Source organism: Larkinella harenae, from assembly GCF_054780515.1.
This window is the reverse complement of sequence record NZ_BAAGWE010000001.1, coordinates 2,579,209-2,600,708: the sequence shown is the minus strand read 5'-3', so window position 1 is coordinate 2,600,708 and position 21,500 is coordinate 2,579,209. Positions and strand designations below refer to the sequence as shown.

Sequence of the window (21,500 nt, the reverse complement as noted above, 5' to 3'; positions counted from 1 at the left end):
TTCGCCAAAAAGGAAAGCCGTCTGCCCCAAAATGGAACAGACGGCTTTCCATCCGGTTTTTTCTTACTTCAGATACCGGAAATCTTCGTTGCCTTTAACGGCCAGCAACGTTTCGTAAATCAGTTTGATGACGGCTTGTACATCATCCATGTGCACGGTTTCAACCGTAGTATGCATGTATTTCAACGGGAGCGAAATCAGAGCCGACGCACTACCCTCTGCTGCGTACGCAAACGAATCGGTATCGGTTCCGGTCGACCGGCTAACGGCCTGCCGTTGAAACGCAATCTCCTGGTCCTGTGCCACCTGAATGATAAAGTCACGCACCTTATTCTGCACCGCCGGACCGTAGCAGATCACCGGGCCACCGCCCGCTTTCAGGTCGCCCTGCTCCTTTTTATCGTATTTGGGCGATTGCGTATCGTGCGTAACATCCGTGATGATGGCCAGATCCGGTTTCAGCCGCCGAGCAATCATTTCCGCACCCCGCAAGCCAATTTCCTCCTGTACCGCATTGACGATGTACAGCGTATACGGCAACCGGACCTTGTTTTCTTTTAGCAAACGCGCTACTTCGGCAATCATAAAACCGCCCATGCGGTTGTCGAGCGCACGGCCCACATAATAGCGGTTATTGAGTTCAAACAATCCATCGGAAAAGGTACAAACCGTACCGACATGAATACCCATGTCGAGCACTTCCTGCTTGGTTTGCGCGCCCACGTCAATGAACAGATCCGTTACTTTCGGAGCTGCGTCTTTTGCCAGATCCCGGACGTGGATAGCAGGCCAGCCGAATACGCCTTTTACAATGCCGTTGGCCGTGTGCAGATCGACCCGCATCGAAGGAGCAATCAGGGCGTCGGAACCACCGTTGCGCCGAACGTAAAGGTAGCCATCGTCGGAAATGAAGTTAACAAACCACGAAATCTCGTCGGAATGGGCTTCAATTACTACTTTATACGGTTGTTGATCGGCAGATTCCGTACCGCCGTTGATGACGCCCACCACCGTTCCGTACGTATCGACAATATACTCGTCAATGTAAGGTTTGAGGTAATCCAGCCAGATTTGCTGCCCCGACGATTCAAAACCCGTGGGCGAGGCATTGTTCAAATAGGCGTAGAGAAAATTCTTACTTGCTTCTGTCATTCGCGTAAAACAATTAAGGTGCTATTTCTCAAACCAAACAAAAACGGTCGACAATTCCCACCTTGCCGACCGTTTTTTTGCGTAGGCTGATGCTACGGATTACAAATCCGAATGGCCGCCTGGACCCCAACCCAGCCCGTTGAAAACACATCAATCAATCCGTCGGGATGGGTGAACAGCGGCACATCAAATCGGGTGACCGGTTTCGTGCGGTAATAATCGCTCAGGAACCAGTTGACCGATGGCCCAACGGCCAGCGCAAACCGGGGCGACAATTTTTTCTCAACGCCCAGATTGAACCGGATCAGGGTATTCCAGGCGTCCCAGTAATACCGGGTCTGGTCGCTGAGCACATTGCCAGTCAGGTCAAAATTCAGCATCCAGCCGCGTCGCAGATCCACCGCCGTTCCGAAACCATACCCCAGATTCCAGAGCGGTTTTCCGGGTTGTCCAAAATTAGTACCGCCCGTAAAAATGTTGTAGAACCGTCGAACGCCCGTCTTAAACGTCAGGTTGGTGGTCATCACTTCATCCGAAGAAATTTCCAGCCGCCGGTAACCGTTGTGGTGCACGTAGCTGAACAAGCCGTACGGTGTGGTTTCGGATGATCCGGCAATGTTGACCAGCGCCATCTGGTGCCCCCGGACAACATGGTTCGCGTAGTTCAGAAACCCGCTCAGTTGCCAGCCCGCCTGTTCGCCGATGGTCATGTTCGTAAAACCGGCCAGCTGAAAACCGGTCATTCGCCCGCCCGTAATATTCCCAAAACCAGCCAGTTGGAAACCAGTCATCGAACGGGCCGCGACGTTGGTAAAACCGGCCAATTGAAAACCACTCATGTGGCCGACGGTGATGTTCCCAAAACCCGCCCCCTGAATACTTTCCATCATGTCGCCCATGGTCATGTTGTAAAAACCGGCGGCCTGAATCCCTTTCACCTCACCCAGCACGGTATTTCCGAAACCCGCCCCCTGCACGCCCAACACATTTTTCCGGACGCCATTGAAAAAACCGGCAACCTGAACGCCGTTGACGTTTTCACCAATCGCATTGGCAAAACCGCTAATCTGAACGCCGTCAACATCGCCCCGAACCATGTTCAGAAACCCGCCAATTTCCAGCGTCCGAACACCCAGTGAATAGCCCGCAACCAGGTTGAAGGACACCGAATTAATGACCCGCCCGCTCAGGGTGTGGTTCGTACCCACGAAGGGAAACAGCGAAAACTGCATACTCCGGTAAATGGTATCGCCCGCCAGGTTGGCGTCGTGAATAGCCTGCCGGGTTGTTTTGAACCAATCGGCAAAATCGTCCCGGGTTTCCGATAAAACCGACTTGCTGCGGTCCCAGATTTTGGTGCCCGGTGTGCTGGCTGGCGGGGGTGTTGAATCGACCGGAATAGTCACAGCCACTGGTTGCGGAATAATAACCGTGGGGCGGGTGGTATCAATGGAAATACGGGCTGTCAGGGGTTGCAACGTTTCCTGCGAAGGCAAAGGCGTTAAGCCGATGTCGAGCTTATGTGTCTGCCGGGCGTTGATCGAGACGGTTTCCGAAAAGTAGTACTTCCGGCGCACTTCCAGTTTGACACTCGGAATGGCCGTCGACAATTTGATGCGGTAATAGCCGTACGGATTCGAAACGGTCGACGCCAGGGTCGTTTTTTCATAAATACTCACCTGGCTGACTTTCTGGCCGGTCTGTCGGTCCGTGATGTACCCGTCCAGAATAAAACTTTTGGGCGCTTCTTCCGGCACCTCCGCTTTTTGCAGAATGATGTGGTTTCCGCGCGTTTTATACGTGATGGTTCCGCGAAAAATCTGGTTCAGTACAGTTCGGACTGAGTTGGTTGAGCGCAGGGTTAATGTACTGGCGGAATTGATGATGGCCGCATCGTAGGCAAAAGAGAATTGGCCTTTGGTACTGATTGCTTTTAACGCTTTATCAAGTCGTTCATTCGTAAAATCAACCGATACCACCCGTTCCAGCGGGGGTATCGATTGTGCGAATGCCGTGCGCAGCCAGCCGCAACAAATCAGTAAAAGTAAAAAACGAACAGGGTACATTATAGAGTGGAATTGTTGGGTGGATGACACCCAGGAAAACCAATACCCCTACGAAAACCAGCATTTTCATGATTTTATTCACAGGGGTGATCATTCAGAATAATCCGCTCTCCATCCCGGCAAATCCTCAACTTCATCGTTTCGGCAGTCATTCTGAGCACAAAATCTAAATTCTCGTTTTCTGCGGTCCAGGAAAATACACGATCACCTAACTCCGCACGGGCCAGGTGGATATCGGCATGATACACTTCATTGAGTGTTTTTACGACTTTGCTCAAAGGCTCATTTTCAAACACCAATCGACCGGTTTGGAAGGTCATCGCATTGGCATCGATTTTGGGTGCCCGAATGAGCGTGTCCTTGACCGCATCGAACGTAGCCTGCTCGTTCTTGACCAGGGTAATCTCCTTATTTTTTGCCGAAAACTTCACCTTCCCGGTGCGGACGGCCACGCGCACGTCGTTGGTATACGCCCGAATACTGAACGAAGTACCTAAAACCTGCACGGTGGTGTTGCGAACGTGAATCCGGAACGGTTTTGACGGATCGGGTTTTATATCGAAGAACGCTTCACCAACCAGCTGAACTTCGCGGCTGTCTTCGTCAAATTTTTCGGGATACGTTAACTTACTGCCTTTATTGAGCAAAACCGTACTGCCATCGGGCAGAACTTTTTCGACTTTCTCATCGCTGGTCACCGCAGCAAGCTGCGCAACGGGTTCGGTTTCGGTCTCATTCAGGAAAAACCACAACAGGCCCGACAGCAAAACCGCCATAGCCGCCACCGCCCAGGCTGGCGACCGCCACCAATTTACGTTCCGGATCGTCGGGGATGAACCGACCGGCAACGGTTTTACGATGGGCTCCGGAGCAACCGGTTCCGGCGGGGGCGTTACTACCCCGGTTTCCGTTGCGGGGGCCGCCCGCATCTTGCTCCGCATTTTCAGCCAGGCCGCATCGGTATCCACCGGCGCCGAACGCGTACTCGGCTGCTGGCTTAGTTTGCCGGCCGTTTCCCAAATGCGTTCGAAGCGATCAAACTCCTGCCGCTCCGAATTATTCTGATCCAGCCAACGCCGTACCCGTTCCGACTCGGCAGCATCGGTCTCCCCGGCCAGGTATTTACCCAGCAGGTCGTCGTCGATTCGGTTTTCAGGTTGATCTGGCATTTACTTTTTATAGCCTATAGCGGTAAGACAATAGTGAAAGGGTAAACTCCGTTGATCTTATCGACAGAAGTCTTTTTCAATTGTCTTACTTCTGTTTCCTCATTCTATCCACAATAACAACAAAATCGGCAAATAATCGGCCAATTCGGTTCGCAAGATCCGCAGTGCCTTCCCGATCTGGTTTTCCACGGTTTTGACGGAGAGCCCCAGTTGATCGGCAATTTCCTGGTATTTCAGTTCTTCAAAACGGCTCATCGAAAAGATCAGCCGACACTGTTCCGGCAGGCGTTGAATAGCCGCCTGCAACCGGTCCGACAGTTCATCCGCCATCAGGCTTTGCATGGGAGCCTCCGAACTCGACTGATACAGTTCGACTTCGTAAGCGGCCTGCTCCCGGTGTTCGGCCTGCACCGACAAATGCCGGATTCGGTTCAAACAGCGGTTATGCACCGACCGATAGAGGTAGGATTTGAGCGAAACCGTAATTGCCAGGGTGTCGCGCTTTTCCCAAACCGCCAGAAAAACCGCCTGAACGGCTTCTTCGGCATCATCCCAATCGTGTAGAAACGTGCGGGCGTACTGGCACAACGACGCGTAATGCTGCCGGAAGACGGCCTCAAACGCGGGTTCGTTACCCAGTCGTATCGCATGAATCAGTTCCTGATCGGTCAGTTGCACGTAGTTGCGTCAATTTTTGGCAAATCTACCATACTTTTTTTAACCCGCTCTACTGCAACTGGGGATATGACACTCAATTGAGGCAATCCCCCCACAGAACAGCGAATTTATTTTCTGAACGGTAACGAGCAAGCAAAAAGCAAATGGGTTGAGCCTTATCTTCTTACAGCGGAATGTTTCCGTGTTTTTTCTTGGGTAATGTCGCCACTTTATTTTCCAGCATCTGAAACGCCCGAATCAGCTTCTGGCGGGTTTGGTCGGGGTAAATTACCTCATCGATATAGCCCCGGTGTGCAGCCCGGTACGGATTGGCAAACTTTTCAGTATAGTCCTGCACTTTTTCCTGCAAGCGCACCTGCGGATCGTCGGCTTCGGCGATTTCGCGCTTGAAGATGATCTCAGCGGCACCGCTCGCTCCCATCACCGCAATTTCGGCCGTCGGCCAGGCGTAATTCAGATCGGCACCGATGTGTTTGGAATTCATCACATCGTAAGCGCCCCCGTAGGCTTTCCGGGTAATCACCGTTACGCGCGGCACCGTCGCTTCACAAAAAGCGTACAGTAGCTTAGCCCCGTTGGTGATGATGGCGTTCCACTCCTGATCGGTGCCCGGCAGAAAACCGGGAACGTCTTCCAACACCAGCAACGGAATGTTGAAGCAATCGCAAAACCGCACAAATCGGGCCGCTTTCGTACTGGCATCGATGTCGAGAACCCCCGCCAGAACCGCAGGCTGGTTGCCAATCACCCCGATGCTTCGTCCCGCCAGCCGGGCAAATCCGACCACGATGTTTTCGGCAAATGCCTGGTGAACCTCGAAAAAGCTACCCGCATCGACCAGTTCTTCCACGACTTCGCGCATGTCGTACGGTTGATTCGGGTTTTCGGGAATCAGCGTATTCAGATCCGGACGCAGTTCGTCGGCTGCTTCGTAAGGCAACCGAACCGGCTCATCTTCGCAATTTTGGGGAATATAACTCAGCAGTTTTTTAATGTACTGAATGCAAGCCAGCTCGTTGGCGCAGGCAAAATGCGTCACGCCAGATTTGGTGCTGTGCGTGCTGGCTCCGCCCAGTTCCTCCGCCGTCACGGTTTCGTGCGTAACGGTTTTAACCACGTTCGGCCCTGTCACGAACATATACGAGGTATTTTCAACCATCAGAATAAAATCCGTAATGGCCGGTGAATAAACGGCTCCCCCGGCACACGGCCCCATCACCGCCGAAATCTGCGGAATAACGCCCGACGCCAGCGTGTTGCGGTAAAAAATATCGGCATACCCCGCCAGTGACAACACGCCCTCTTGAATCCGGGCACCGCCGGAATCGTTCAGCCCAATCACCGGCGCCCCATTTTTGAGGGCCAGATCCATGATTTTGCAGATTTTCTCCGCGTGCGTCTCCGACAAGGCACCACCGAAAACCGTAAAATCCTGGGCAAAAACGTAAATCAACCGGCCGTCGACGGTGCCATAGCCCGTTACCACGCCATCGCCCAGGTAGTGCTCTTTGTCCAGTCCAAAATCCCGCGTACGGTGCATGACAAATTTGCCGATCTCCTCAAAAGAGCCTTCGTCGACCAGCAGCGCAATACGCTCGCGGGCGGTCAGCTTTCCTTTTTTATGCTGGGCATCGATGCGCTTCTGGCCACCACCCAGTTCGGCTTCGGCATTTTTACGATCAAGAATGTCGGTTTTGGTAGACTTAATTTCTGCGTCCATGCGCGCGGGTTTAGTTGAATGTAGTGCGACAAAAATAATTTTTCTTCCTGAATCCAACGGTTTTCGTCGAATTTGTATCATTGTTGCAAAACCGACGACTTTTATGAAACAATTCTCCTATCCTTTTCAGCGTTGGACCTTCCTGCTCCTTTTAGGAATCGGCTTCGGCTGCGAGAACGATCGCGACGTTGACACGGCGCGACAGGTTCAGGGGCTGCGCCCGGTTTATGCTTCGTACGAGGAAGTCAGCGCGATTAAAACCGAATCGCCCCAACCGCTCAAGAATCCCGGAAAGATATACATTAAAGACGGTTTTTTGTTCATTAACGAACAAGGCAGGGGCATCCATATTGTCGACAACCACGATCCGGCCAATCCGCAGAAAATTTCTTTCGTTGCCGTACCGGGCAACATCGATATGGCGATCAAGGATCGGGTGATGTACGTCGATAATTCCGTCGATCTGGTCGCGCTTGACATTTCCGACCCCCGCAAAGTAACGGTTTTGAAACGGGTCAAAGACGCGTATCCATATCCGGCGTATCCCCAGGAACGCAATGTACAGTTTGAATGCGCCGATCCCAAAAAAGGCATAGTCGTCGGTTGGGAAACCACAATGTTGACCAACCCTAAATGTTATCGTTGACCCGTTGTAGCATGAAAAAACAATTACTCCTGCTCCTGATCAGCGTGGTGACGCTGGCAAGTTGCGAAATGGGCAGCAAAGACAGCGCCAATGTAAATCCCAGCGGTGGGGGTACAGGCGGCTCAATGGCCCGCTTTGCCGTGGCCGGAAATTACCTGTACGTGGTCAACCACAACAGCCTGCAAGTGTACAATGTCCAACAGAACGCCGACCCTAAAAACCTGAAAAAAGTACCGCTGGGTTTCGGTGTTGAGACCATTTTCCCATACAATAATCACCTGTTTATCGGCACCCAGACTGGCATGTACATCCTGAATCTGGACAATCCGGCCAATCCCCGGCAAACCGCGTTGTACCGGCACATCTTTAGCTGCGACCCGGTGGTGGCCCAGGGCAATTATGCTTACGTAACGCTCCGGAGTGGTACCGCCTGCAACACCGGCCAGAACCGCCTGGAAGTTGTCGACATCAGCAACCCGGCCAACCCGAGACAGGTGAACATGATTCCGATGATCAACCCGCACGGGCTGGGCATCGACGGCAACCTGCTGTTTGTTTCCGAAGGCGATTCTGGTCTGAAAGTTTTCGACGCCAGCGATCCGGTCAACCTGAAACTGATCAAAACCTTCACCGACATCCGAACCTACGACGTGATTCCAAACCGCTCGGTGCTGATTGTCACCGGCAAAGACGGTATTTTCCAATACCGGTACGATGCCTCCCAACAACTTACATTGCTCAGTAAACTTCCGGTCGAAAAATGATGATCACCCGTTTTTCGAAAGTAATCTGCTTCCTGCTGTTTTTTCCGCTGAACGGGATGGCGCAATTTTTCCTACCCGATACCCTCACGCCCTTCCTTGACCACCCTCCGCGCTGGGTCATCAAGTTTGCACCCCTGGCTTTATTTGATGTTGATAACACTATTCAGGCGGGGGCCGAAATGCTGTTGGGTACCCACAGACGGCATTCGCTTCAGGGCGAGCTGGGATACGGATGGCAGGCCCTAAATATGTACGCGTACCGGCGCAGCGATTTCGACAACTTTGAAGTCTGGCGCGGCCGGTTCGAGTGGCGACGGTATTCCGGTCGTTATCGCGCCAGTCGCCAACCCCATTTTGCCACCCCACCCATTGGCCGGTATTTCGCCGTAGAAACCTTTTACAAGCAGGTATCAGCCGTGACTACCACGGCCATCGGCCGTGAATGTGCTGACGGGACCTGTGCGTATTTTGAGCGCGGAACCTATCCCGTTTCCCGGACCGTCTGGGGTATTCACGCCAAATTTGGCCGGCAGTTTGTCCTGAGTATGCCCGGCAAAAACCGGCTGTTGCTCGATGTATTCTGGGGGCTTGGTTTCCGCTACCTCACGCCCTATCGGTTCAGAAGACCCCCAAACGAAGATATTATTCGCTTCACGGATTTCACGATCGGGCGATTAACCGTTCGGGAAGAAGGCGTCCGGCCCAGCGGTACAGTGGGGTTGAAATTAGGCTATGTTTTGTAGCTTTACGCAGAACGGTTCCGACCAGGCATTCTCTGCCTGGCCCAGCTGTCAACGTTAACCCCGTTTCCTTTGAAAGCATCTTTAACGGCCTTACTGTTTCTGGTGGCTATTTTTGCAGTGGGGCAGCCGCCCGGCGGTCAGGATAGCTTTCTCTTTCTGACGATTCCGACGAACGCCCGCGTGGCGGCTCTGGGCGGAATGGCCGCTTCCAATACCCAGCCACAGGGCCAGTTTTTTTTGCAAAATCCCGCCCTGCTCGACTCGTCGGGCTATCATCAATTGGCGCTCACGTTCGTGCCTTATTTTGCCGATGCCCGCTTTTACGTGCTTCAATACGGATTGCCGATCAAGAGTAAAGGCCATTGGGCCGCCGGGTTGCAATACCTTAGCTACGGCTCGTTTGACCAAACCGACTTTCTGGGAAATACCGTTGGTACGTTTACCGCCAATGATTTTGCACTAAGCCTGACACACGCCCGAACCGAGGGTAACTTTACCCTCGGAGCCACCCTGAAGGCCGTTGGCTCGTCCATTGAAACGTACTCGGCCTTTGCGGTTTTGTTTGATCTGGGCGGAACGTGGCGGCACCCCGAAAAAGAACTGATGTTTGGTCTGGTCGCGAAAAATGCCGGATTTCGCCTGAAAACGTATTTTCCCGGACAGGCTGCCGGGTCGCCGGACCTGCCTTTCGATCTGCAAGCGGGCGTGACCATCAAACCGGAGCACCTGCCCATTCGCGCTACGCTTACGGCCCATCACCTCCACCAGTTCGACATCGTCTACAACGACCCGGCGTTGAATGTGAGCTATGACCTGGATGGCAACCCCATTCCGAAGAAAATTGCCGTTCCGGAGAAAATCATGCGGCACCTGGCCGTCGGGCTGGAATTTCTGATTCACAGAAACGTCAATTTACTGGCAGGCTACAACCACCTGCGTCGGCAAGAAGCCCGGCTGACGACGGGGTCGGGAGCCGCCGGTTTCTCGTTTGGCATTGCGGTTCAGGCCAAGAGTTTCCAGTTGACCTACGCGCGGGCGCTGGCTACTCCGGCCGTGGGCGGCAGCAGCCAGCTGTCGTTTCGCATTGATCTTACGCGAATCTTACCCCAAAAATACCATTAACACGCCGGCGTTTCCGCCCGGTGCAGATGGTACTGGACAAAGCTTTGATAAAGACCGGGTTCCCTTTCCCCACTGCCTGCTACTCTGCGCAAAAAAAAAAGTACATCAGCGGACAAATTGCGCTTTCCTCCGTTTCTTTGTAGGAGCAGAGGGCAGGGGATTGGGGCAAAGAAGATTTTCTTTTGTCTTTTCCCCTCTGCCCCCTGCCCTACGCAAAAACCGTATCTATGACTCCACAGCAAGATCTAAAAGATTTGACTCCGCGGCAGATTGTCGCAGAACTAGACCAATACATCATCGGCCAGCACGATGCCAAACGCAACGTCGCCATTGCCCTCCGCAACCGCTGGCGACGCATGAACAGTATTCCTGAAATGCAACAGGAAATCACCCCGAACAACATTCTGATGATTGGGGCCACCGGGGTTGGTAAAACTGAAATTGCCCGGCGGCTGGCCAAGATTGCCGACGCTCCGTTTACGAAAGTAGAAGCCTCCAAATTTACGGAGGTGGGTTACGTGGGCCGCGACGTGGAGAGCATGGTTCGTGACCTGGTCGAACAATCGGTGAACATGGTCAAAGCGGCCAAAAAAGAGGAGGTAAAAAACCGGGCTCAGCAGATTGTAGAGGACATGATTCTGGACATTCTGATTCCGCCCATCAAACAGCCTTCAGGATTTGCCATTGACGAACCCAAGAACGAAGTTCCTGAGACTGACGCCGAATTGAATGAACGGACCCGGGAACGGTTTCGGGAAAAGATCCGCAAAGGCGAGATGGACGACCGAAAAATCGAAATCGATGTGCAGCAGAATCAGGCCCCTAATATCGGCATGATCGGTGGCACGGTGGATGAGCTGTCGATGATGAACATCCAGGAAATGATTGGCGGCATGATGCCCCGGCGCGGCAAAAAACGCAAGGTTACAATTGCCGAAGCGAAGAAGATTTTGCTGGAAGAAGAAGCTGGCAAACTCATCGATATGGACGAGGTGAAGGAAGAGGCCATCCGGAAAGCCGAAAACACAGGGATTATTTTTATTGACGAGATCGACAAAATTGCGTCGAGCCGAAGTGGTGGCTCAGGTGGACCGGATGTCAGCCGCGAGGGGGTTCAGCGCGATATGCTCCCGATTGTGGAGGGCAGCACGGTCAACACCAAATACGGCAGTATCAACACCGACTACATTCTTTTCGTGGCCGCGGGTGCTTTTCACGTGTCGAAACCGTCGGACCTGATTCCGGAGCTTCAGGGCCGTTTTCCGATCCGGGTGGAATTGCAAAGCCTGTCGGAAGACGATTTTTTCCAGATCCTGAAAGCGCCAAAAAATGCCCTAACGAAACAATACGTGGCCATGCTGGATGCGGAAAATGTAACCTTGACGTTTGAGGAAGACTCCCTGCGCGAAATTGCCCGCATTGCTTTCCAGGTGAATTCGGAGGTAGAAAACATCGGTGCCCGCCGGTTACAAACCGTGATGAGTCACTTACTGAACGATTTCATGTTCGATATTCCGGATGCCATTGGTGCCAACTCTCAGGTAATTATCACAAAAGAAATGGTTTCTGAGAAACTCAACTCGCTGGTCAAAAACCGTGATTTAAGTCAGTTTATCCTGTAAAGCATTCTCGTAAAACCGCTTTTTTTCAGAAGGCCGGGAGAAAATCTCCCGGCCTTTTTTACATTTGTTTTAATGCAACTTTTCTCTGCCACACCCGACTAGCGATCCGATAATTCGATGAAGATTGACCGACTCACCCTTGCTTCGCTCGGTTACCTGTATATACCAGTCGGCCTTTTTTTAATGTTCTGGATTCGGCCCTTGATAGCCGTTCCGCTGACGGTTCTGCTGGCCGTTGGCATCTGGCAGTTTATCCGGCAGCCCAGCTTGTCCACCGGCTCTCCCCTCGGTTTTTCGCCAGCGGAATGGGCAATTTTGGGACTGGGGGCTTTGTTCTGGACGTGGGTCAGCGGGATTGGGGCGTTCGTGCCTCAGTACGGCGATTACGATAAACACAACCTGGTTTTCCACGACCTCATCACCCGACCATGGCCGGTGATTTACCAGAATTCTCGCTTCAACGATCCTTTTCTTTGCTACTACCTGGCTTACTACCTACCAACAGCCGCCCTTGCCAAATTCTTTACCCTGACGTTTCCGCAAACGGAATGGGTGTCATTCGTCTGGGGAGGGCTTGGCGTTTTGCTGGCGTTCTGCTGGGCGGCCCGGTTAAGCAAAAAAAAACGGGTCTGGGTTGCAGTTTGTCTCCCTTTCCTGTCCGGCGTCGAGGTAATGGTTCGCCTGTTCTGGTCGCTGCATACAGATTTTGACTGGCAGGTTGCTCGCTGGTGGTCGGCGGTGTTCACAAACCAGATTCCGGGTTATACGCGTTACGAAACCCCTCGGCTAGCGTTCAGTAATCAGAACTTTTCCCAGAGCATTGATCCCGCTCCGCTTGTGATGCAATTGCAGGCTGTGCCACAACACGCGCTGGGTGGATGGATTGCCATTGGCCTGATTCTTTACTGGCAGCCTCGAAAACCGTCACCGGCGGCCCTCGCGTTTGTCATTGCAGCCACCCTGTTCTGGTCGCCATTTGTCAGCATTGGCTTGGGGCTGTGGCTGGTCTTTACCCAACGGACGGTTTTTAAGCCGACGACCTGGCTACAGCCGGTGTTTCTAGCTTTCGGCCTGATCTGGACCGCGTTGATGGGCAGTTTTTACCAGGCGCATTACCCCATTCCATACGCGGGTGTCATAACGGAAGCCTTTGACAAACCGGTGGATGTGGCTTTGTATCTGCTCTTCTGGGGACTTCAGCTTTGGGTGGGCGTGGTGCTCTTTCGCTGGTATAACCGCTTTTATCCCGAGAACAGACCCTGGGACCGAACGGTTTTGGTAGCTGCGGTTTCGATTCAGCTTCTCAGTGTCATTTATATGGGGCGCTGGAATGACTTTCAGAACCGGACGATGATCCCGGCGCAGTTTGTGTATTACCTCATTCTGGCCAACGGTTTTGTTCACTGGTGCCACACTCCAAAACGCTCCGTTTCCGGCTGGTTCTTTGTGACCTGGCTCTTGATTGGATTGTATGCTCCGCTACGCGTTCTGGCCTATAAACTCTGGTCGATCCGGATTCCGCAACCCATCGAACGATCCATTGCCCGGGCCACGACCAACTTTGGCGAAAGGGACATGACGCAGATGCGCCCCCACGAAGCCATCGATGCCGAAACGGATTATGCCGTGCAGTATGTGGGCAAACGAGATTCGTTCTTTTTCAAGTATTTGCTGAAAAAGTAGCTCTTCGTTCGGCTAGCGCCGACGCCCCGAACGTTTCCAGTAACCGCCCTCCTGTGGGGGAAAAAAACATTCATTCGGGTTACGCGGTCCGCGACGAAACAATGGAATGGCGGCTCCGGCGTAGAAGTTGGCGCCCCGCGGCTTGCCGATGTTGGCCAGCCCACCCAAATGATCGGTTCCGGCAAATACCGGTCCGAGCCGAACGGCCAGCCCGATGGTCGGCATGGTATAATTATCCTGTAGGGCCACCGGCACGGACACTTCCGCCCAGCGACTCTCCCAGCGGGGCACCACCGCCAGCATGGAAGGCGTGATCATGGAAACGGCATTCGGTGAAACCAAACTCTGGGTCCACAGCACGCCAACGTACACATTTTCTTTGAATCGGTAATCGGCGCTCACATTCAAGGCTGTCGGTAATCCCGAACGGTAGGAAGTTTGCCGTTCCATCAACGGCAGATCCAAGGCATCGACGATCCGGTTATTGATCTCATCGGGCGTCTTGGCCCCCAGAAAAGCCGTACTGGTAATCATTTTATTTTCGACCGATACCTGGTAGAGATTAACCATTTCGGGATTCTTGAACCGAACCCCTCCGATATCGACCAGCGATGCGGAAATACGGTAGAGGTACTTATTTTTAGTCGGATCACGGCGCAGTTCGCCTTTATCGCGGTAGGTGTACTTGCGGTAATCCGGACGATACTCGTACGTCATTCCCAGATCCAGCCCCCAGCCCCCACCGGCCGACTGCCTTCCGAAAAGCCAGCCCGGTGACAGCCCCGCGTTTTGAAAAGCCTGCTCGCTGGTGTACCCATACGTACCGGTAGCTTTACGAATGCTCAACGCCTGAAAACCGGGCAAATCAGGATCCCGTACGATCTGATGCGTGGCGTCAATCACCCGAATATGCGCGTTGTAAAATCCTACTTCGCGTTTGAGGGTAATGCCTGCCTTCCAGAATTGATCATCGTTGTCGAGCAATACTGCGCCAAAGGTTGCGGCCAGCTCACCATAGCCGTTTACATTGGCCATTCCATGTTGGCCCTCATTCAGTACCCGCTGGCTCTCTGGTATTTGCGTCCCATAAATCATTAGACGAGCCATTTGCTCCGAGGTGTTCCGGTAAGAAACTCCAGCCCGGGCCCGGGTCGAAAATGCTACGGCAAAACGATCGTTCAACGTAACAAGAACGGATGGACCGCGTAACTCTCCACCGGCCGTCAATCGCTTATCTTTCCCGTTCAGGTTCTCTTCCATGTAGCCCATTCGGCCCAGGCTACGCCCCCGTTCCCGGCGGTATTGGGCCGGTGTGGTACCCGTTATGTAATTGGCAAAGGGAAAAGGAGCCACCCACCGGGCGTGGTTGTTGGATGCGTATAAATCCGTGGCCGCCAGGTTGATATATACTCGGTAACGCGAATCGACCACGTCGGACGGATGCCGATAAATCGACTGTGTACCCGCGTAATTGCTGTTTACAATTCCCGTCAGATATTGACCCATCGTGGGCAAAGTTACCCCCAGCAGGGCCAGCGTCAGATAGAGCTGACCGTATCTTCCTCTCATTCAATTACTAATAAACGTGTGCAAACCTTTCTTGTGCCGTTGAGCTTCTAAATATACAGGATGTTTACGGAAATGAAGCGAGTGTTCATATCTGAAAAGTAAGGAAATGATTTATTACTCTAAATAATAAACTACTCCAACGGGCAGACAACCATATATAATTTTGTATATTATTGCAATTCTAACGCTTTATTCGCCAATAATAGTTACCCACCTATGCAGTTTCAGTCACAAACACAAGGAAACCAAACGCAGTCGCAATCGCAGGGAAACTCATTCTCATTTGCCGACTACCGTACTGATAACTTTTTTGATGAGATGTTCACGGCAGATGGGCAGGTTCGCTCTGGTTATGAACAGTTTAAGCAACGGGTGGAGCAGCTCAGCCGCGAGGATGTCATTGGTCGTCAACACGCAGCAGAACGGTCGTTAATGTCGATGGGCATTACGTTTAATGTGTATTCTGAAGGGGAAGGCACCGAACGCATCATGCCGATTGACATCATTCCGCGCGTTATTCCATCGAATGAGTGGAATCAGCTCGAACGCGGACTCACGCAGCGGATTCAGGCCATCAACTTATTCATTCACGATGTATATAATAATCAACACATTCTGAACGATAACGTTGTACCCCGGGATCTGATTGAGTCGAGTAAGTGTTTTTTACCCGCTTGCATGGGATTGAATCCGCCGAAAAATATCTGGTGCCACATTACCGGTACAGACCTCATTCGGGGCGACGACGGCCAGTTTATGGTGTTGGAAGATAACCTCCGCTGTCCGTCGGGCGTTTCCTACATGATCGAAAACCGGGAACTATTGAAACAAACATTCCCGGAAGTACTGGCCCGGACGGGCGTTCGACCGGTTTCCGATTACCCGACCCGGCTGTTGCAACTGCTGCAACACATTGCCGACCGGCCCGATCCAACCGTGGTGGTGCTCACCCCTGGCATTTACAACTCTGCTTACTTTGAGCATTCGTACCTGGCCCAACAAATGGGGGTTGAGCTCGTCGACTCCCGCGACCTGGTGGTTTCGGGTGGTTACGTTAAAATGAGAACCACCAAAGGGTTTCAAACCGTCGATGTGATTTACCGCCGGATCGACGATACGTTCCTGGACCCCCACGTTTTCAACCCTGAGTCGCTCATTGGAATTCCGGGTATTTTTGAAGTTTACAAAAAGGGACGGGTCGCCCTGGCCAACGCTCCCGGTACCGGGGTGGCCGACGATAAGGTCATTTATGCCTACGTTCCCCGTATTATCAAATACTACCTGGGCGAAGAAGCCATCATTCCCAACGTGCAAACCTACATTTGCCGGGAGGAGGAAGATTGCAAATACGTTCTGGAAAACATTGATAAACTGGTTGTTAAGGAAGCGAACGAAGCGGGAGGTTACGGTATGCTGATCGGTCCGAAGGCAACCAAGGCCGAGCACGAGAAATTCCGAAAGAAGATCAAGGCCAATCCGCGCAACTACATCGCCCAGCCCACGATTTCGCTCTCGCGGGTTCCAACTATTGTCGGCGACCAAACGGAAGGCCGCCACGTCGACTTCCGCCCTTATATCCTATACGGTGATGGCATTAATGTTATTCCAGGCGGCTTGACCCGGGTTGCGCTCCGCAAAGGTTCGCTAGTGGTAAACTCTTCGCAAGGAGGAGGAGGAAAAGATACGTGGGTGCTGTATTAATTAAACCGATTACAGAACGCGGGTTCTGCGCAACAGCCTCGCGTTCTGTAGCCGTTTCTTCTAATCACTTTTAGGCAACCGATCGACTTTGGTTTTGCTGGCGTCAACTGAAAGATAGATGCCCAGCGATTCCAGATGCAGAGTCAGCTTTTTGCCCTGCTGTGCCACAATTTCGCCTTCCTGTTTCATAAAAGCGCCGGAATCGATCCGCACTTTATCCGCCACTTCAAACTGATGAACCTGAATTGTTTCGTGGTCGAAATCATTCAGCATTTTTTTGATTTGTTCAATCTCCTCTTCCCTGACGATAGCGGGTTTGTTCAGCCAGAACAAATACCGTACGAACCCGGGCACGCCAAACACCTGGCTGCGCTCCCGGTCTTCGAGCTTGACAAAGCAGTAAGACCGAAACAACGGTTCTTCGATGATTTTGTAGCGATCGGACCACTTTCGTTTGACCTTTCGGAGTGGGCAATACACTTCAATTCCTTTTTTCTGAATCCCGTCCGCAACCAACTTTTCAGAACGGGACTTTGTATAAATCACAAACCAGGGCATAAGTCACCAAATATTTATCCAAGTATACTGCAAGATTTACGAAAACAACCTGTTTATGCGTAAGATCGCCAACAATTTAATTAACCTCTCCACCATTACCCACCGAAACGTCACACGATGCTCTTGAGACGTAAACGCCCGCTAATGACCCGGCGGTTTTACAAATCGACAGGGTGTATTTTTATAGCTTGCCGCTAAACACTTTACTTGCGCTTCAGGCTTAATGTTTACTTTTGCAGCCATATGCAACAGCCCGACGTCTCCATCATTCTGGTCAATTACAAAACCCCGCATCTAATTATTGATTGCCTGCATTCCATCCAAAAGCATACTTCCGACCTGACGTACGAGGTAGTGGTGGTCAATAATGATCCGGACCCATCGGGGCAGGCTATTGTCTTGAAGGCATTTCCGGAGACCCAATGGATTGAAATGGGCTACAACTCCGGCTTTTCCCGGGCCAACAACCGGGGTATCGCTGAGTCTACAGGGCGACTGGTGCTGCTGCTGAACTCCGACACCCTGCTGGTCGACAATGTGCTGAAACGGTGTGCCGACATCCTGGATCACCATCCGGACGTAGCCGCGGTCAGCCCCCGGCAGCTAACCCGCGACGGCAAAGTGCATACAGAGGCTTATGACGGTTTTTCGCAACTGCGACGGTATTTTTTTATTCTTCCGACCTCCGGCTTTTTCAAGCGAATGTTGTATCGGTTTTTGCCCGACTACCAGTACTCCGACCCGAATCAGGTTGACTGGCTGGTGGGGTCTTTCATCATGACCCGCCGGGAAACGGTACGGAAATCCGGTGGGCTGGACGAAAACTTTTTTATGTATGCCGAAGATGTAGAGTGGTGTTATCGGTTGGGGAAACAGGGAAAAATGCTGCTCCTACGCGACGCCTTTTATGTTCACCTGGAATACGGCAGCAGCACCGATTATCAGGAACAAAAAGTTACCCATATCAATCGATTCAAACCGCAGATGCACGTTTCGAACCTGCTTTGGGTCCGGAAGCAATACGGTATAGGTGCTTACCTGATCCTGATCCTGCATTATGTAACGATGGTACCCGTTGTTTTTGGCTGGAAAATTGGGGTTAATCTGCTGAAGTTCCGCTCCCCTTTTTTCGAGTTGGAAAATCAGCGGGCCTTTGCCAAGCAGGTCGGCGTTTTTTTGCGTTTCTTCTGGAAAACGTTGTTCAATCGACCGGGGTTTTATAAAATTTAACCCACCACGAATACCCAAACACATGGGCCGGATGAGCAAAATCTTCAGCAGCAGTCATACAACCCGATAACTCCCAATTATTATCGCTATTATTGCTCTGTAAGCCTTCATTCGTATACACAACCTGAGCCATTGTACGTTCTTGCTAAGGATAGATTTTAATCAGTTATGAAAACATATTTCCGCACGTTTTGGTGGGTATTGTTTCTTGGGTTACTTGTCATTACGGAAGCGCAAGCCACTCACTTGCGGGCCGGTGAAATAACCACCCGAAGAGTTTCCAGTACGTCACTCACGTATGAGGTTACAATGACCACCTACCACGATGAAATTGGAGGAAGAGCAGCCAGTGAACAACAAAACTCCGCCGTCTTTTGCTTTGGCGTTGGCCCCGCCGTGGAGGTTCCCCGGGCTTCCAATCGGCTCATCAACCGGGCAACCTCGGTCAACATTTACGTAGCCACTTTCACGTATCCCGGCCCCGGCACGTACCGAATCTCCTGTACAATCACCAACCGGAACGAAAACGTCCGCAATATCCCGAACTCCATCCAGGTCAGCTTTCAACTTCAGACCACGATTGTTGTCAATGCCGCACTGGGACTGAACAGTACCCCCGTTCTGCTGAACCCGCCGTTGGATTCGGCCCGGGTCGGTCAGAAATGGTGCCACAATCCCGCAGCTTTCGATGCTGACGGCGACAGCCTTGCTTACCGGCTGTACGTTCCTTCGGGAAGAGCGGGCGACGAACAGGGGAACTGTACGCTGCGCTCGGTGGCTGGCTATTCCGACCCCACGGCCATTGGTGCCAATCGGGTCAACGAAGCCGGTACCGGTCCGGCCACCCTGACGGTCAACGCCATCACCGGGGATGTCTGTTGGGATGCACCCGCCGAACAGGGGCAATACAACATTGCCTTCATTGTGGAGGAGTGGCGCGATGGGGTCAAAATCGGTGAAATTATCCGGGATATGCAGATTATTGTCACGGCTTCGCCCAATAGACGCCCGGCCCTGGTGGCTCCTCCTGACATCTGTGTGGAGGCTGGTACGCTGATTCAGCAAAACGTTACCGCTACCGACCCCGACGGAAATCGGGTAGAACTGTCGGCCTACGGTGGTCCTTTTAACGTGACTCCTGACGGGTTACAGTACAATCCCCCCCTGATTCCGCGCGCCTTTGCTACGTTCTCGCCCACTGCGGCCCAGAATAGTCCGGCTACGGGAACGTTTCGCTGGCAAACCAGCTGTGCCCACGTCCGGGCCGAACCGTACGATGTTATCTTTCGGGTAATTGATATTCCACGCGGAGCCGGGCAAACGCAATTGGCCACCCTGGAGTCATTCCGTATCCGGATTTATGCCCCCCAGCCCAAGAGCCTCACCGCCCGCCCTGCCGCCGATGCTGCCGGACGCGCTATTTTGCTGAACTGGGCAGCCTATGCCTGCGGCCCCGCAGCCCTGCCCGCGGGTGCTAAGATGGCCATCTACCGCAAAGAAGGGTGCGACCCATCGAATTTTGATCCGTGCGGTGACGCCAACCAGCTGACCGCCAACGGCTATACCCGAATTGACACAGTGGGAATCAGCCAGACGTCGTATACCGACAATAACAACAACCAGGGGCTGAAGCGAGGAGTGCAATACAGCTACCGAATCGTGGTCGTACTGCCCCGCCCCAACAACGGACAGAGCGTCATATCGGAGCAGGTCTGTGTGAATCTGCCACAACAGGTACCCCTGATTACAAACGTAACCGTTGACAGCACTTACGATACCCGCGGGGTTATTACCGTCCGCTGGACCCGCCCTCCCGGCATCAATCCGAACGACGGCACCGGTCCGTTCCAATACCGGCTGCTGCGGGCAACGGGGCTGGATGGTACCAATTTTACCCAGATAGCGGCCATCAATACCACGCTTCAGCCGGGCGCAGCCGATACGGTTTATACAGACCGCGGTCTGAACACTGTGGCCAATGCTTACCGCTACCGGATCGAGTTCTTCTATACTGATCCAGCAACAGGCCAGTTGCAACGGCTCGATGCCACCGACAATGCCAGCTCCGTTCGTCTGACGGCCACCGCCGGTGTTCGGCGCATTCAGCTCAACTGGCAGGCCAATGTTCCCTGGAGCAACGACAACAAACAACACCGCATTTACCGCAGTAAGACAGGACCCAACGGTCCTTTCAACCGCATCGCCGATGTGACCGTGCAGGGAGCTAACACGTACACGTTCACTGATACCGGAACGGATACCTATGCCGCCGATGGCGTGCAGATCGCCACGATGTCCATCGATAGTAACTATTGCTACCGGGTCGAAACCGTCGGGCAATATGCCGCACCGCTTACCACGATACTTCTGTATAATTATTCGCAGGGAGTTTGTGCCATGCCTATTGATACCACCCGGCCCTGCCCTCCGCAACTGGCGGTCGATACGCTCAATTGCGCCAGCCTGACGCCCGAAGCGTTTTGCGACCAGACTACCTTTGCGAATACCCTTACCTGGCAAAATCCGGCGACCGGTAACTGTGACCGAAATATTGTCAAATACCGGATTTACTACAGCCCGTGCGCCGGGCAGGACCCTGTGTTGCTGGATTCCGTCAATGCGCCTTTGATGACCTACAAACACGAAAACCTTGCTTCTTTTGCGGGTTGTTACGAAGTACGGGCCGTTAGCCGTAACGGACAGGAAAGTGCCCCGTCCAACCGGGTTTGCAAGGACAATTGCCCCTACTTGAACATGCCGAACGTGTTTACGCCCAACGGCGACGGCCGCAACGATATTTTTCAGCCAACGCGCTGTCCCCGGTTTATTGAAACCGCTGAGCTAACCGTCGTAAACCGCTGGGGCGTTAAAGTGTACCAAAGCAGCAACCCCGCCCTGCAATGGGACGGAAAAAATACGCAGGGGAAAGACGTTCCGGGTGGGCTTTATCTGTACCAGATCAGCGTTAAATTCATCGGCGTTGACTGCTCGGCTCCCGCGCAAACCTACAAAGGCTGGGTGGAACTGCTCCGCGAATCAGGTGGAACGAATTAATTAAATTTAATAAGAGGTTTTTG

At 52.7% G+C, this 21,500-nt stretch carries 16 protein-coding genes; 9 read left to right on the top strand and 7 right to left on the bottom strand.

Annotated features, from left to right (window positions below):
* Window positions 1–63: 63 nt before the first annotated feature.
* The 5 genes from ACYVH9_RS10635 to ACYVH9_RS10615 form a co-directional block, all read right to left on the bottom strand.
* Complete coding sequence (locus ACYVH9_RS10635; RefSeq protein ID WP_460636293.1) at window positions 64–1,152, bottom strand: M20/M25/M40 family metallo-hydrolase; 1,089 nt, start codon at window positions 1,150–1,152, stop codon at window positions 64–66.
* 92 nt (window positions 1,153–1,244) lie between these two features.
* On the bottom strand, window positions 1,245–3,218 hold the full coding sequence (locus ACYVH9_RS10630; protein ID WP_460636292.1) for an STN and carboxypeptidase regulatory-like domain-containing protein: 1,974 nt from the start codon (window positions 3,216–3,218) through the stop codon (window positions 1,245–1,247).
* 74 nt (window positions 3,219–3,292) lie between these two features.
* Entirely contained in the window at window positions 3,293–4,387 is a 1,095-nt protein-coding gene (locus ACYVH9_RS10625) for a FecR domain-containing protein (protein WP_460636291.1), read from the bottom strand.
* Between the two features lie 99 nt (window positions 4,388–4,486).
* Window positions 4,487–5,065 carry an RNA polymerase sigma-70 factor gene (locus tag ACYVH9_RS10620; protein WP_460636290.1) on the bottom strand — a complete coding sequence of 193 codons (579 nt, stop codon included), beginning with the start codon at window positions 5,063–5,065 and terminating at the stop codon, window positions 4,487–4,489.
* Between the two features lie 163 nt (window positions 5,066–5,228).
* Window positions 5,229–6,785 (bottom strand): acyl-CoA carboxylase subunit beta, encoded by a 1,557-nt coding sequence (locus tag ACYVH9_RS10615; protein ID WP_460636289.1) that lies wholly within the window; start codon window positions 6,783–6,785, stop codon window positions 5,229–5,231.
* Between the two features lie 103 nt (window positions 6,786–6,888).
* Here ACYVH9_RS10615 and ACYVH9_RS10610 point away from each other — a divergent pair, with 103 nt between their 5' ends.
* From ACYVH9_RS10610 to ACYVH9_RS10585, 6 genes are all read left to right on the top strand, one after another.
* Window positions 6,889–7,431, top strand: coding sequence for a hypothetical protein (locus tag ACYVH9_RS10610; RefSeq protein ID WP_460636288.1), 543 nt, complete (start codon window positions 6,889–6,891; stop codon window positions 7,429–7,431).
* Window positions 7,432–7,442: 11 nt separating this feature from the next.
* Window positions 7,443–8,195, top strand: a complete 753-nt coding sequence (locus ACYVH9_RS10605) for an LVIVD repeat-containing protein (protein ID WP_460636287.1) — start codon at window positions 7,443–7,445, stop codon at window positions 8,193–8,195.
* Window positions 8,195–8,938, top strand: a complete 744-nt coding sequence (locus tag ACYVH9_RS10600) for a hypothetical protein (RefSeq protein WP_460636286.1) — start codon at window positions 8,195–8,197, stop codon at window positions 8,936–8,938. Before ACYVH9_RS10605 ends, ACYVH9_RS10600 begins: the two co-directional genes overlap by 1 nt.
* Before the next feature lie 69 nt (window positions 8,939–9,007).
* The gene (porQ, locus tag ACYVH9_RS10595) at window positions 9,008–10,060 is read left to right on the top strand and encodes a type IX secretion system protein PorQ (protein WP_460636285.1); all 1,053 of its coding nucleotides are present in this window, start codon (window positions 9,008–9,010) and stop codon (window positions 10,058–10,060) included.
* Between the two features lie 227 nt (window positions 10,061–10,287).
* Window positions 10,288–11,682, top strand: a complete 1,395-nt coding sequence (hslU, locus tag ACYVH9_RS10590; protein ID WP_460636284.1) for an ATP-dependent protease ATPase subunit HslU — start codon at window positions 10,288–10,290, stop codon at window positions 11,680–11,682.
* 117 nt (window positions 11,683–11,799) lie between these two features.
* Entirely contained in the window at window positions 11,800–13,365 is a 1,566-nt protein-coding gene (locus tag ACYVH9_RS10585) for a hypothetical protein (protein ID WP_460636283.1), read from the top strand.
* A 12-nt stretch (window positions 13,366–13,377) separates the two neighbouring features.
* Here the strand turns inward: ACYVH9_RS10585 and ACYVH9_RS10580 are convergent, their stop codons facing one another.
* Window positions 13,378–14,934, bottom strand: a complete 1,557-nt coding sequence (locus ACYVH9_RS10580) for a DUF5723 family protein (RefSeq protein ID WP_460636282.1) — start codon at window positions 14,932–14,934, stop codon at window positions 13,378–13,380.
* Between the two features lie 216 nt (window positions 14,935–15,150).
* Between ACYVH9_RS10580 and ACYVH9_RS10575 the strand changes: the two genes are divergently transcribed.
* The gene (locus ACYVH9_RS10575) at window positions 15,151–16,635 is read left to right on the top strand and encodes a circularly permuted type 2 ATP-grasp protein (RefSeq protein WP_460636281.1); all 1,485 of its coding nucleotides are present in this window, start codon (window positions 15,151–15,153) and stop codon (window positions 16,633–16,635) included.
* A 60-nt stretch (window positions 16,636–16,695) separates the two neighbouring features.
* On the opposite strand, the gene ACYVH9_RS10570 is transcribed toward ACYVH9_RS10575, so the two are convergent.
* On the bottom strand, window positions 16,696–17,193 hold the full coding sequence (locus ACYVH9_RS10570; protein ID WP_460636280.1) for a UpxY family transcription antiterminator: 498 nt from the start codon (window positions 17,191–17,193) through the stop codon (window positions 16,696–16,698).
* Window positions 17,194–17,436: 243 nt separating this feature from the next.
* On the opposite strand from ACYVH9_RS10570, the gene ACYVH9_RS10565 reads away from it, so the two are divergent.
* Window positions 17,437–18,423, top strand: coding sequence for a glycosyltransferase family 2 protein (locus ACYVH9_RS10565; RefSeq protein ID WP_460636279.1), 987 nt, complete (start codon window positions 17,437–17,439; stop codon window positions 18,421–18,423).
* A gap of 168 nt (window positions 18,424–18,591) precedes the next feature.
* The gene (locus ACYVH9_RS10560) at window positions 18,592–21,477 is read left to right on the top strand and encodes a T9SS type B sorting domain-containing protein (RefSeq protein ID WP_460636278.1); all 2,886 of its coding nucleotides are present in this window, start codon (window positions 18,592–18,594) and stop codon (window positions 21,475–21,477) included.
* Window positions 21,478–21,500: the final 23 nt, after the last annotated feature.